The organism is Dactylosporangium sp. NPDC049525 (genome assembly GCF_040676755.1).
Taxonomy (GTDB): domain Bacteria; phylum Actinomycetota; class Actinomycetes; order Mycobacteriales; family Micromonosporaceae; genus Dactylosporangium.
Window position 1 is genome coordinate 38,417 of record NZ_JBFAPO010000013.1, and the last position, 12,923, is coordinate 51,339.

Below are 12,923 nucleotides of genomic sequence, written 5' to 3' on the forward strand. Positions count from 1 at the left end.
TTACAGCCTTTCGAAGCCGCGCTGGAGTTCCCAGTCGGTGACCGCCGCCTCGAACGCTGTCAGCTCGACCCGGGCGTTGTTGGCGTAATGGGCGACGACGTCCGCACCGAACGCGGCGCGGGCCAGGTCGCTGGCCTCCCAGAGGGTGAGCGCCTCGCGCAGGGTCGACGGGACCCGCGGCGCGCTGTCGTCCTGGTAGGCGTTGCCGGTGTAGATGTCCTCGAGGGGCAGCTCGTTGCGGATGCCGTGCAGCGCGCCCGCGGTCATCGCGGCGATCGCCAGGTAGGGGTTGACGTCGGCGCCGGGGACCCGGTTCTCGACCCGCAGCGACGGGCCGTGGCCGACGACGCGCAGGGCGCAGGTGCGGTTGTCGTTGCCCCAGCGCACCGCGGTCGGCGCGAACGAGCCGGCCTGGTAGCGCTTGTAGGAGTTGATGTTGGGCGCGTACATGAGGGTGAACTCGCGCATGGTGGCCAGCAGGCCGGCCATCGCGTGGTGGAACACGGTCTCGTCGACCCGGGTGCCGTTCGCGCGCAGGGAGAAGTGGATGTGGCAGGAGTTGCCCTCGCGGGCGTTGGGCTTGGCCATGAAGGTGATGGACATGCCTTCCAGCGCCGCGATCTCCTTGGCGCCGTTCTTGTACAGCACGTGCCCGTCGGCGTTGCGCAGCGCCTCGTCGTAGCGGAACGCGATCTCGTGCTGGCCGAGGTTGCACTCGCCCTTCGCGCTCTCCGGCACGAGGCCCGCGCCGGCCATGTCGTTGCGGATGCGGCGCAGCAGCGGCTCGACCCGGGCGGTCTGCAGCAGTGAGTAGTCGGCGTTGAAGACGTTGGCGGGGGTGAGGCCGCGGTACCCCTTGGCGTAGGCGTCCTCGTAGGTGTCGCGGTATGCCACGAACTCCAGCTCGGTGCCGGTGTAGGCGACGTAGCCGGCGTCGGCCAGCCCGGCGAGCTGGGCCTGGAGGATCTGCCGGGGTGAGGCGGCGACCGGCGACTCGCCGTCGAGCCAGCGCAGGTCCGCCAGGACGAGCGCGGTGCCGGGCTGCCACGGGATGCGGCGCAGGGTGCTGAAGTCGGGGATCATCGCGAAGTCGCCGTAGCCGCTGGACCAGGACGACATCGCGTAGCCCTCGACGGTGTTCATGTCGACGTCGACGGCGAGCAGGTAGTTGCAGCCCTCGGTGCCGTGCGCGATGACCTCGTCGAGGAAGTGCGGGGCGTAGAACCGCTTGCCCTGCAGCCGGCCCTGCATGTCGGTGACCGCCACGACGACGGTGTCGATCTCGCCATCGTCCACGGCGATGCGCAGCTGCTCGATCGTCAGCATCGTCCCCACCCCTAAAGGTCTAGAAAGAAACCATAAACTCAACCCAGCAGGCCGCGCAACAGCGCGGCGGTGGCGTCGCAGTGCTCTTCCATCTCGGTGCGGGCCACGACCGGGTCGCCGGCCAGGATCGCCTCGACGACCCGCTCGTGCTGGAGGTCGGAGTGGTCGAGGTTGCGGCGCAGCACCGGGATCGCGGCCAGGAGCCGGTCCAGGCGCAGCTGCACGTCGGCGATGGAGGCGGCCACCGAGGTGGAGCCGCTCGCCGAGGCGATCGCCAGGTGCAGCCGGGAGTCGTTGACCCGCCGCGTCCTGGGATCCCTGGTCCGCGCCGCGGACAGGCAGGCCACCAGGTGCGCCCGGTCGGCGGCGGACAGGGCGCGGGTCGCGGCGAGCGCGGCGGCGCCCGGCTCGAGGACCCGCCGGAAGTCGAGGGCGTCGTGCAGTGAGTCACCCATCTCGCGGGCGAGCGCGGCGGCGTCCTGCTCCGCGGCGTCGGCGTGCGAGTCGCCCGTCGCGCGCACCACGAACGTGCCGCCCGAGCGGCCCCGCCGCGACTCGAGGAAGCCGGCCTCCCGCAGGGCGGCGATGGCCTCGCGCAGGGTCACCCGGCTCACCTGGAGGCGCTCGGCCAGCTCCCGCTCCGGCGGGAGGCGCTCACCGACCGGTACCAGTCCCAACCGGATCGCCTGCGCCAGCCGTGCGACGGTGATCTCGAAGGCGTTGCCGCCCCGCACCGGTCGCCACATCGGCACGCCCGACAGGGGCTCAGTGGCCACCGGCATCCGCCCTCCTCGGTCATGGTCCGGGCGGCGTTCACGCGCCGCCCGGACCACATCATTCCCTACTCCTTGACCGCGGCAGTGTCCTGCGCGATCGCTTCGTCGATCGTGCGGATCGGGCCCTTGAACCAGTGCTTGGCCGACAGCGTCCACCACAGCGCGGCACCGCCGATGACCAGGAGGATCGCGAGCGGGGCGTAGTTGACCGACGTCCAGGCGAACTCCTTGTTGCCCGGGATGCCGGTCGGCACGAAGGGCAGCACGAAGTAGACCGAGATGACGGCGATCTCGATGACCGCGATCCAGCCCAGCACCTTGTACTTGGCGCCGAGCGTCCACGGCCCGGGCACGAACCGGTCGCCCATCCTCAGCCGCAGGTAGATCGGGATCAGGAAGGCCAGGTACAGGCCGATGACCGCGACCGACACCACCGCGTAGAAGGCGGTGGGCACGCCGAGCGGGCTCTTGTACAGCGCCGGCAGGGTGAGCACGAGGCCGGCCGCCGAGGCGCCGAGGATCGCGTTGACCGGAGTGCCGTTGCGGTCCACCTTGGACCACAGCTGCCAGCCCGGCACGGCCCGGTCACGGCTGAACGCGTAGGTCATCCGGGACATGCTCGTCACGCAGCTCATGCCGCAGAAGAACTGCCCGATGGTGGAGATGAGGATGACCGCCTTGAAGAAGCCGGAGCTCAGCGACGTCTCGAAGACCGCGCCGGAGAACCCGCCGGCGGCGGTGATCGCGTCGACGTCGGTGGAAGCGAACAGGAACGACAGCAGCAGGATCCAGCCGCCGATCGCCGAGTAGAAGATGGACTGCCACAGGCCCTTCGCGGCGGCCGTGGATGCGCCCATCGTCTCCTCCGACACGTGGGCACACGCGTCGAAGCCGGTGATCGTGTACTGGGTGAGCAGGAAGCCGAACGGCAGCACCAGGAACCAATACAGCGCGTCGGAGTAGCCGGAGTTGTTGAACCGCTCCGTGAAGACGAACTCCAGGCTCTGGTGCTTCTCCGGCACGAACACCAGGATCAGCACGACCGCGGCGGCACCGAACACGTGCCACCACACCGAGACGTTCTGCAGCACGTCGATGACGTTGTGGCCGAAGATGTTGATCGCCGCGTGCAGCGCGAGGATCACCACGAAGAGCAGGAACGTCAGGTACAGGTTCCCGCTGTCCCAGCCGCTGTACGCGTCGAGCACCAGGCTCAGGAACGTCGCGCAACCGTAGTCGACCGACGCCGTGACGGCGATCAGGCCGACCAGGTTGAGCCAGCCGGTGAACCAGCCGTGGATCGGCTTGCCCATCTTCGCGGCCCACCAGTAGATGCCGCCGGCGGTCGGGTACGCCGACACCAGCTCCGACATGCACAGGCCGATGATCAGGATGAAGACCGAGATGATCGGCCAGCCCCAGGAGATGGCGACCGGGCCGCCGTTCATCCACGCCTGGCCGAACGTGGTGAAACAGCCGGCGAGGATGGAGATGATGGAGAACGAGATGGCGAAGTTGGAGAAGCCGCTCCACTTGCGGCGCAGCTCCTGCTTGTAGCCCAGCTCGGCGAGCCGCTGTTCGTCGGCGTCGACGGTCGGTGATGCCATGGGCACCTCCTTGCGAGTTTTAGGGGTGGGGGGTCCTTCCGCTGACCGCCGCCAGGAGCCTGCCGAGTCCGGGGTCGTCCAAGGACTCCTTGGCCTGGCCCCACTTGTCGGCCGCCTCCGCCGCATAGTCGAAGGCGGCGGACGCAAACAGTCCATGGTGGACGGTGAACCACAGCGTCCAGGTGACGTTGGACGCGACTTGAAACAGCCGGACCCTCGCGCGGAGGGTCTCGTCGGCCTCGGCGAAGTACTCCCCTGCCAGCAGGCCGACCAGATCCGGGTCGTAGTCGGCCTCCGCGGCGATGTCGCCGAGCTCGAATGCGGGATCGTTGTTGCCGGACAGCTGGTAGTCGATGATCCGCACACCGTCGCCGGTGGCGATGAAGTTCTCCGCGAGCAGGTCGTTGTGGCACGGCACGCTCGCCAGCGGTCTCGCGGCAAGCGCTTGCTCAATGGCATCCACTGTGGACGACCGGGACAGATAGCCGTCGGGCAGCGGCAGGTCGTGCCGCGCACAGACGTCGAGGAGCTCGGCCCGCTTGGCGAAGATGTCGAACTCGTTGCCGAACGCCGGGCCGGCGTGCAGCCGCCGGCACGCGGTCGCGATGGACGGGATGATCTCGGGCCGGCGCACCTCGGCGGTGCTGAGGGTCCTTCCCGGGAGGAACTCGATGACGACCGCCGGCACGTCCGGCAGGATCTCGTAGACCTGCGCGCCGACGGTGTGCGCCGCGAGGACGGTGTTGGCGATCTCCTGCTCCGGCGGGACGCCGAGCCCGGCGGCGGACACCGCCGGTTCGAGGACCCGCAGGACGTAGGGCACGCGGTCGACGTCGACCCGGTAGATGTGGTGGGACAGGCCGCCTTGGAGCCGCTGCCATTCGACCGCGCGGCCGGTCCACGACGGGACCCGCTCGAGCAGGTCCGCGATGGACGGCACCGCAGTCATGGCACCCGGCCCCTTCGCCGCGCGGTCCACGCCGGTTACAGACCTTTTACACCCTGCGGCCTGTAGTGATCGGCGTCATAGTGGGGCACAGTTAACGCCGGGTTCAGCCGGTCGTCAAGAGGGATCTTCGCGTTTACCGGTATTGCTTCAGACCTTTTACAAGCCCGGCACGTGGGATCACAATCATGCAATGTCGGAGCTCCCAGCAGCCTCTCGTGTTGTGGTGATCGGCGGCGGGGTCGCCGGTTGCAGCGTCGCGTACCACCTGGCCCGGCTCGGTTGGACCGACGTCGTCCTGCTCGAACAGCACGAGCTCACCGAGGGCACGACCTGGCACTCGGCCGGCTTCGTCGGGCAGCTGCGCTCCACCGTCAGCCAGACCCGGATGATCATGTACTCCTCCGGCCTGTACGCCGAGCTGCGCGAGCTCACCGGCCTGGACCCGGGCTGGCGCGGCGTCGGCGGGCTGCGCCTGGCGACCACGCCGGCCCGCGTCGAGGAGCTGCGGCGGCAGGTCAGCTCGGCCACCACCTACGGCCTGGAGCTCGACCTGCTGACCCCGGCAGAGACGAAGGACCGGCTGCCGCTGCTCAACGTCGACGACGTCCTCGCCGCCGGTTGGCTGCCCGGGGACGGCTGGCTGGAGCCGGCGCAGCTGGCCGCCGCGCTCGCCACCGGCGCCACCGCGCTCGGCGTCCGGATCGTCACCGGCGTCCGCGTGACCGGCGTGGAGACGGCCGGCGGCCGGGTCTCGGCCGTCGTCACCACCGCCGGGCGGATCGCCACCGAGGTCGTCGTGGACGCCGCCGGGGCGGCCGCGGGGCACGTCGGGCGGCTCGCCGGGGTCGACGTCCCGATCGTGCCGATCAAGCACCAGTACGTCGTCACCGAGGCGCTGCCCGGGTCCGGCTCCACAGTGGACATCCCGACGGTGCGCGACCCGGACCGGATCGTCTACTTCCGCGGCGCCCCGTCACCCGAGGGCGGCCTGCTCGTCGGCGGGTACGTGCGCGACCCCGCACTGTGGGACGACCCAGCGCCGCTGTCGGTGGCGCGGACCGTGTTCGAGCCCGACCTGGACAAGTTCGCCGAGTCGTGGGGCAACGCCCGGCACCGCGTACCGGCGCTGCAGACCCTGGGCATGGACCGGGTCGTGCACGGGCCGGAGGCCTTCACCCCGGACGGGGAGTTCCTGCTCGGCGAGACCGCGGTGGCCGGATTCTGGGTCGCCGCCGGGTTCTGCGTCCACGGGCTCGCCGCGGCCGGCGGCGTCGGCAAGGTGATCGCCGAGTGGATCGTGGACGGCACCCCGGAGTGGGACGTGTCCACGATGGACGTCCGGCGCTTCGGCGCCCACGCCGCCAGCCGCACCTGGGCCGCGACCAAGGCGCTCGACGGCTACTCCCGCTACTACGACATCGTGTACCCGGGCCAGGAGTGGACCGCCGGTCGCCCGCTGCGCCGGTCCCCGGTGTGGCCGCGGCTGGCCGGCCTGGACGCGGCCCTCGGCGAGAAGGCCGGCTGGGAACGGGCGAACTGGTTCGGCGTCAACGCCGCCGGTGTCGTCGACGTCACCGCTCCGCGCGGCTGGGCCGGGCGGCACTGGTCGCCCGCGATCGCCGCCGAGGTCGCCGCGACCGCCACCGCCGCCGGGCTGTTCGACCAGTCCTCGTTCGCGAAGCTCGACGTGCGCGGGCCGGGCGCGGTGCGGCTGCTGCAACGGCTGTGCGCCAACGACGTCGACCGGGCGGTGGGCACGCTCACGTACACCTCGATGCTCAACGCCCGCGGCGGCGTCGAGGCCGACCTGACGGTGACCCGGCTCGGCGAGGCGCACTTCCGGATCGTCACCAGCACCGCGAGCGGCGTGCGGGACGCGGCCTGGATCCGCCGGCACGCCCTTGCCACCGGCGCCGACGTGACGGTCGACGACGTCACCTCCGCGCACGGCTGCCTGTGCCTGTGGGGCCCGGCCGCCCGCGACATCCTCCAGCCGCTCACCGACGCCTCGCTGTCCAATGTGGACTTCCCGTTCATGCGGGCGCAGCGGCTGACGGTCGGCCCGGTGCCGGTCCTGGCGCAGCGGGTCACGTTCGTCGGCGAGCTCGGGTGGGAGCTGTACGCCCCGGCGGAGTACACGCTGACCCTGTGGGACCAGCTGATGGAGGCCGGCGCGCCGCTCGGGATGCGCCCCGGCGGTTACCGGGCGATCGACGCGATGCGTCTGGAGAAGGGGTACCGGGTCTGGGGCTCCGACCTCACCACCGACACCGACCCGATCTCCGCCGGGCTCGGCCCGTTCGTCGACCGGTCGAAGGACTTCCTCGGCCGGGACGCCCTGACCACCCCCGTGCGGTCGCTGCGCTGCCTCGTGCTGGACGACCCGGCGACCGTCTGCCTCGGCGGCGAACCCGTCCGGGTCGACGGCGTCCCGTGCGGCCGGGTCACGTCCGGCGGGTTCGGGTACCGGGTCGGCGCGTCGATCGCGTACGCGTACCTGCCGGCGGCGACGGCGGCCGGCACCACGGTCGAGGTGTCCGTCTTCGACCGCTGGGTGTCCGCCGTCGTGCGCCCGGAGCCGCTCTACGACCCGAAGATGCTGCGGGTGCGCGCCTGAATCAGGCCTGTTCGGGGCGATCGATGACGCGCAGCCAGGTGCCGTCCGGCTGGCGGCGCACGACCTGGACCCGGCCGCCCTTGCCGTCGGCGGACCGGGTGCCGGTCAGCGCGAGGTCGCCGTTGACGACCGTGGGCGTGAGCGGCTCCAGCTCGAAATGCGGCACGTGCTTGATCATCTCTTCGCAGACCGCCTGGATCGCGGCGCGGCCGACGGTCGTCGAGCCCGGCGGGTAGGCCAGGACTGCGTCCGGCTCGTACAGCGCGGCGAGCCCCTCGGCGTCGCCGGCGTTGGCCCGCTCGACGAACAGGCGGGTCAGGTCCTCGGGTGTCTTCGCTGTCGTTGTCATACCTCCACCGTGCCCTCGCCCGGTCCAGAACTCCAAGAGCGGTTCCTGCTGACTTCTAGAATCAACGCTTATGGAGTTGCATCAGCTGGCGTACCTGGTGGCCGTGGCCGAGGAGGCGAGCTTCACCCGCGCGGCGGCCCGGCTGCGGGTCGCGCAGCCGGGGGTGAGTGCGCAGGTCAGGAAGCTGGAGCGGGAGCTGGGGCAGGACCTGCTGGACCGCTCCGGCCGGGAGGTCCGGCTGACCCCGGCCGGGGTGGCGGTGCTGCCCTACGCCCGGGCCGCGCTCGCCGCCGTCGAGGGCGCCCGGCGCACCGCCGCCGAGCTGGCCGGGCTGGCCCGCGGCCGGGTCGCGATCGGGACCGTGACCTCGCACGACGTCGACCTGGCCACGATCCTCGCGGACTTCCACGCCGAGCACCCGGGCGTCGAGATCACCCTCGCCGAGGACACCAACGACCGGCTCGTCGAAGGGCTCCGGGAGGGGCGTCTGGACGCGGCGATCATCGCGTACGCCACCCCGCCGCCCGACCTCGACGTGCTGGTCGTGGCCGACGAGGCGCTCGACGCCGCGGTGGCCCCGGATCACGCCTGGGCCCGGCGCTCGGCCGTGCGGCTCGCGGAGCTGCGCGACCGGCCGCTGATCTGCCTGCGGGCCGGCACCGGCATCCGCGCGATCCTGGAGGCGGCGTGCGCGGATGCCGGGTTCGCGCCGGCGGTCGCGTTCGAGGCGGGCACGCCGCAGGTGGTGGCGCAGCTGGCGGCCCGCGGGCTGGGCGTGGCGGTCCTGCCGGCGTCGATCGCCCGGGCGCACCCCGGCCTGCACGCGCTGCGGATCACGCGACCGGCGCTCAGCGGGCGGCTCGGGCTCGCCTGGCGCCGGGCCGGCCCCCGCTCGGCGGCCGCCGCCGCGTTCCTGGCCCACTTCGAGAACTCCCGGTAGGTCACCAGGGCACGGGACCGTCCTCGTCGAAAAAGCCGCCGGTCGGGCCGTCGGCCGGCAGCGTGGCGAGGCGCACCGCGGCGGTCGCGCCCTGCAGCGGCGTCCGCGGCCCGGAGTGCGCGTTGAGGTCGGTCGCGCAGTACCCGGGATCCGCGGCGTTGACCTTGATCGCGGTGCCGCGCAGCTCGTTGGCGTAGGAGACGGTGACCGCGTTCAGAGCAGTCTTGGACGCGTTGTAGGCCAGCAGCGGGTTCTGCGCGTACACGTGCGACGGCTCGGTGGTGAACGCGAGCGACCCCAGCCCGCTGCTGACGTTCACAATCCGCCCCGCCTCGGAGCGCCGCAGGGCCGGGAGGGCCGCGTTGGTGACGGCGACGACCCCGTACACGTTGGTCTCGAACGTCTGCCGCAGCAGTTCCAGTGGCGTCCCGCTGGGCGGCGCGCCCCGCTCCAGCAGCACGCCGGCGTTGTTGACCAGCACGTCGAGCCGCTCCAGCGCGCCGAGCGCGGCGACGCTGTCCTCGTCGGTGACGTCCAGGACGACCGCCGTCGCGAAGCCGCCGAGCGCCGCCGCGGCCTCCTTGCCGCGCACCGCGTCGCGCGCGCCGATCAGGACCTTCATGCCGTGCCTGGTGCCGAGCAGCTTCGCGATCTGGAAGCCGATGCCTTTGTTCGCGCCCGTGACGAGGGCGACCTTCGTTTCGCTCATGCCGCCACGCTGCCCTCCGGAAGCGGCGCATGGCAGAGCCGCGGCGAACAGCGGATCGCCGGTCCCTGGTTCCGGGCTCCGCGGTCCGGCAGCATGAGGGGATGGACCGGGAACAGCTCGCCGATTTCCTCAAGAGCCGCCGGGCCAGGGTCTCCCCGGCCGACGCCGGCATCGACGGCGGGTCCCGGCGGCGGACGCCCGGCCTGCGCCGCGAGGAGGTCGCCCGGCTCGCCGGCATCTCGGTCGACTACTACGCCCGGCTCGAACAGGCCCGGGGACCGCGGCCGTCCCGGCAGGTCCTCGGGGCGCTCGGCCGGGCCCTGCGCCTGCACGACGACGAGCGCACGTACCTGTTCCAGCTCGCCGGCGAGCAGCCGGGGCCGCCGGCCGGGCCCTCGCCCAACGTCTCCGCCGGCATCCGGCACCTGCTCGACCGCCTCGACGACACCCCGGCGTACGTGATCGACGCGAAGTACGAGCTGCTCGCGTGGAACCCGATGGCCGTCGCGCTCATGGGTGACCCGGCGGTCGTCATGCCCGAGTCCCGCAACATGATCTGGAACCTGTTCACGGGGCCGGCCGCCGCGCTCACCGATGAGGCCGCCTCCGTGTTCGCCGACGAGTGCGTCGCCGACCTGCGGGCGGCCTCGGTGCGCTACCCCGCCGACGAGGCGATCCGTGCCCTGATCGGGCGGCTGCGGGCGGCCAGCGCGGACTTCGCCCGCCGGTGGGACGAGCACCAGGTGTGCGTGCGCCGCAGCACCTCGAAGCGCTTCGACCACCCCGTGCACGGCGAGCTCGTCTTCGACTGCGAGGTGCTCGACATCGCCGACGCCGGCCAGAAGGTGATCTTCTACACCGCCGAAGCGGGCTCGCACACGGCCTGGGTGCTGTGCTCCCTGCGCCGCCAGCCCGAGTACGCCCGCTGACCGGCGGGCGTGGTCAGTGCCGGGCGCCCTCGGCGATCGGGTTGCGGTTGAGGACCGGGCGCAGCGTGGACGCCTTCGCCGACTCGTGTGTCAGGCGGGCGCTGAGCAGCCCGCCCTGGCGGCCGAGCCCGGCGGCGAGCGCCGGCACCAGCGGCAGCAGCCAGTCCACCACGAACCCGCGGGTCGGCAGGTGCACGACGACCAGCACCGCGACCGCGACGGCGACGCCCTCGACCAGCCCGCGCCAGGCGGCCCGGCCCGACGCGCAGACCGTGGCGCGGCGGGTGATCGTGGCCTTGTCGAGCCCGTCGAGCGCGCGGGTGTCGCGCCGGCCGAGGTTGAAGCAGGCGCACCCGACGGCGGTCGACATGCCGAGCACCGTGGCGGCGACGACGCTCCTGGTCAGCAGGAACGTCAGCCCGAAGACGGCACACCCGGCACCACAGGCGAAGAGGGCGCGCAGCCACTCCTTCTTGTCACCCGGGTACCAGTAGTAGCGGGTGGTATTGGGCGATATCTGCCGGATGATCTGGCCCATGCGAAGCTTCCCCTTGTTCAGCCGGGTGGCCTCTTGATCATCCTGCACATTGGGGGTGATTTGTCGGGAAATCGCGGTTTAGAACAGCACGGTGGCGAAGGTGCCGACCTGCTGGAACCCGCACCGCTCGTACACCTTGCGAGCAGGCGTGTTGTAGTCGTTGACATACAGGCTCACCGATGGCGCCACCCGGCGTAGCGCGTCGCGCACGATCGCGGCGATCCCGCCCCGGGCCAGCCCCCGGCCGCGCCACTCCGGCGCCGTCCACACGCCCTGGATCTGCGCGGTGTGCCGGGTGACCACGGCCAGCTCGGCCTTGAACACGACCTTGCCGTTGATCACGCGGGCATAGGCCCGGCGGGCCCGGACCAGCTCGCCGACCCGGTCCCGGTAGGAGCGCTCGCCGCCGTCGGCGGTCGGTGAGACGCCGACCTCCTCGGTGTACATCGCCACCGCGGCCGGGAACAGCAGGTCGATCTCATCCGGCCGCACGAGCCGCACCCCTGGGTCGGCGGGCACCGGTGCGGGCGAGGACGTCGCCATCAGCGGCTGATTCGGGCGTACGTCCCGCGAAGGCCCCCACGACGGGGCCAGCCGGCTCCACAGTCCGAGGACCGCGTCGGCCGAACCGACGATCGAGGAGCAGCCGCGCGGCTCATTGGCGACCATGTCGGCGAACGCCGAGACCGCCGCGGCCGAGGCGTTGACGGGGATCAGGTTGGCGCCGAGCCAGCACAGTGACTCCAGGTGGCGGCGCGAGCCGTAACCGAAGATCCGGGCGTCCTGGCGCCACCAGGCGAGCCCGGCCATCGAGATCCGCTCGGCCACCTGCGCGCCGCCGAACGGGTCGCCGTCGAGCAGGCGCTCGACCGAACCACGTTCGGCGTCGCCAAGGAGCCTCGCCGCCACCGTCAGCATGCGTACAAGCCTGCCAGATCCGGCCGGGGACGGCCGCACATACCCATGGCAGTTGTCCCCGTGTCCGGCTCGTCGTGCACCGCTTAGTGCACCGTCACCGACGGACCGAGGCCGCGCAGCTCCTCGGGCAGGTCGACGCCCATCTCCTCGGCGAGGCGCAGGGCCTCCTCGACCAGCGTCTCAACGATCTGCGACTCGGGCACCGTCTTGACGACCTTGCCCTTGACGAAGATCTGACCCTTGCCGTTGCCGGACGCCACGCCGAGGTCCGCCTCGCGGGCCTCGCCGGGGCCGTTGACGACACAGCCCATGACGGCGACCCGCAGCGGCGCCGGGAACCCGTCGAGCGCGGCGGTGACCTGCTCGGCCAGGGTGTAGACGTCAACCTGGGCGCGGCCGCACGACGGGCACGAGACGATCTCCAACCCGCGCTCGCGCAGGCCGAGGGCCTCGAGGATGGCGTTGCCGACCTTGATCTCCTCGACCGGCGGGGCCGACAGCGAGACCCGGATCGTGTCGCCGATGCCCTCGGCGAGCAGCGCGCCGAACGCGACGGAGGACTTGATCGTGCCCTGGAACGTGGGGCCGGCCTCGGTCACGCCGAGGTGCAGCGGATACTCGCACTGCTCGGCCAGCTGCCGGTACGCCCGGATCATGACGACCGGGTCGTTGTGCTTGACCGAGATCTTGATGTCGCGGAAGTCGTGCTCCTCGAACAGCGAGCACTCCCACAGCGCCGACTCGACCAGCGCCTCGGCCGTCGCCTTGCCGTACTTCTCCAGCAGGCGCTTGTCGAGGGAGCCGGCGTTGACGCCGATGCGGATCGGGATGCCGGCCGCCGAGGCCGCCTTGGCGATTTCCTTGACCTTGTCGTCGAACTGCCGGATGTTGCCGGGGTTGACCCGGACCGCCGCGCAGCCGGCGTCGATCGCCGCGAACACGTACTTCGGCTGGAAGTGGATGTCGGCGATGACCGGGATCTGCGACTTCTTCGCGATCGCCGGCAGCGCCTCGACGTCGTCCTGGCTGGGCACGGCGACCCGCACGATCTGGCAGCCCGAGGCGGTGAGCTCGGCGATCTGCTGGAGCGTGCTGTTGACGTCGGCGGTGAGCGTGGTCGCCATCGACTGCACGGACACCGGCGCGCCGCCACCGACCGGCACCGAGCCGACCATGATCTGGCGTGACTTCCGGCGCGGCGCGAGCGCCGGCGGTGGGAGGGTAGGCAGGCCGAGGCTGACAGCGGTCATGGAGTGCGCCACCTG

Annotated in this window: 12 protein-coding genes; 3 read left to right on the forward strand and 9 right to left on the reverse strand. The window is 71.8% G+C overall.

What is annotated here, in order from left to right:
• The 4 genes from AB0K00_RS20415 to AB0K00_RS20430 are packed head-to-tail and all read right to left on the reverse strand — an operon-like array spanning nucleotide 1 to nucleotide 4,658.
• Nucleotides 1-1,326 (reverse strand): glutamine synthetase family protein, encoded by a 1,326-nt coding sequence (locus tag AB0K00_RS20415; protein ID WP_363522857.1) that lies wholly within the window; start codon nucleotides 1,324-1,326, stop codon nucleotides 1-3.
• Between the two features lie 38 nt (nucleotides 1,327-1,364).
• Nucleotides 1,365-2,108: an FCD domain-containing protein gene (locus AB0K00_RS20420; RefSeq protein ID WP_363522858.1), complete on the reverse strand. Its 744-nt coding sequence runs from the start codon at nucleotides 2,106-2,108 to the stop codon at nucleotides 1,365-1,367.
• Nucleotides 2,109-2,167: 59 nt separating this feature from the next.
• Nucleotides 2,168-3,709, reverse strand: a complete 1,542-nt coding sequence (locus tag AB0K00_RS20425; RefSeq protein WP_363522860.1) for an amino acid permease — start codon at nucleotides 3,707-3,709, stop codon at nucleotides 2,168-2,170.
• A gap of 19 nt (nucleotides 3,710-3,728) precedes the next feature.
• Nucleotides 3,729-4,658 carry a choline/ethanolamine kinase family protein gene (locus AB0K00_RS20430; protein ID WP_363522862.1) on the reverse strand — a complete coding sequence of 310 codons (930 nt, stop codon included), beginning with the start codon at nucleotides 4,656-4,658 and terminating at the stop codon, nucleotides 3,729-3,731.
• Nucleotides 4,659-4,848: 190 nt separating this feature from the next.
• On the opposite strand from AB0K00_RS20430, the gene AB0K00_RS20435 reads away from it, so the two are divergent.
• Entirely contained in the window at nucleotides 4,849-7,275 is a 2,427-nt protein-coding gene (locus AB0K00_RS20435; RefSeq protein WP_363522864.1) for an FAD-dependent oxidoreductase, read from the forward strand.
• 1 nt (nucleotide 7,276) lies between these two features.
• Here the strand turns inward: AB0K00_RS20435 and AB0K00_RS20440 are convergent, their stop codons facing one another.
• Nucleotides 7,277-7,624, reverse strand: a complete 348-nt coding sequence (locus AB0K00_RS20440) for a nuclear transport factor 2 family protein (protein WP_363522865.1) — start codon at nucleotides 7,622-7,624, stop codon at nucleotides 7,277-7,279.
• Nucleotides 7,625-7,694: 70 nt separating this feature from the next.
• Here AB0K00_RS20440 and AB0K00_RS20445 point away from each other — a divergent pair, with 70 nt between their 5' ends.
• Entirely contained in the window at nucleotides 7,695-8,564 is an 870-nt protein-coding gene (locus AB0K00_RS20445; RefSeq protein WP_363522867.1) for a LysR substrate-binding domain-containing protein, read from the forward strand.
• 1 nt (nucleotide 8,565) lies between these two features.
• On the opposite strand, the gene AB0K00_RS20450 is transcribed toward AB0K00_RS20445, so the two are convergent.
• Nucleotides 8,566-9,273: an SDR family oxidoreductase gene (locus tag AB0K00_RS20450; protein WP_363522868.1), complete on the reverse strand. Its 708-nt coding sequence runs from the start codon at nucleotides 9,271-9,273 to the stop codon at nucleotides 8,566-8,568.
• A gap of 101 nt (nucleotides 9,274-9,374) precedes the next feature.
• Between AB0K00_RS20450 and AB0K00_RS20455 the strand changes: the two genes are divergently transcribed.
• Nucleotides 9,375-10,202 (forward strand): helix-turn-helix transcriptional regulator, encoded by an 828-nt coding sequence (locus tag AB0K00_RS20455; RefSeq protein ID WP_363522869.1) that lies wholly within the window; start codon nucleotides 9,375-9,377, stop codon nucleotides 10,200-10,202.
• Between the two features lie 13 nt (nucleotides 10,203-10,215).
• Here the strand turns inward: AB0K00_RS20455 and AB0K00_RS20460 are convergent, their stop codons facing one another.
• The 3 genes from AB0K00_RS20460 to ispG form a co-directional block, all read right to left on the reverse strand.
• Nucleotides 10,216-10,740, reverse strand: a complete 525-nt coding sequence (locus AB0K00_RS20460; RefSeq protein WP_363522871.1) for a hypothetical protein — start codon at nucleotides 10,738-10,740, stop codon at nucleotides 10,216-10,218.
• Between the two features lie 78 nt (nucleotides 10,741-10,818).
• Nucleotides 10,819-11,658: a GNAT family N-acetyltransferase gene (locus AB0K00_RS20465; protein ID WP_363522873.1), complete on the reverse strand. Its 840-nt coding sequence runs from the start codon at nucleotides 11,656-11,658 to the stop codon at nucleotides 10,819-10,821.
• Between the two features lie 83 nt (nucleotides 11,659-11,741).
• Nucleotides 11,742-12,908, reverse strand: coding sequence for a flavodoxin-dependent (E)-4-hydroxy-3-methylbut-2-enyl-diphosphate synthase (gene ispG / locus AB0K00_RS20470; RefSeq protein WP_363522875.1), 1,167 nt, complete (start codon nucleotides 12,906-12,908; stop codon nucleotides 11,742-11,744).
• Nucleotides 12,909-12,923 lie beyond the last annotated feature (15 nt).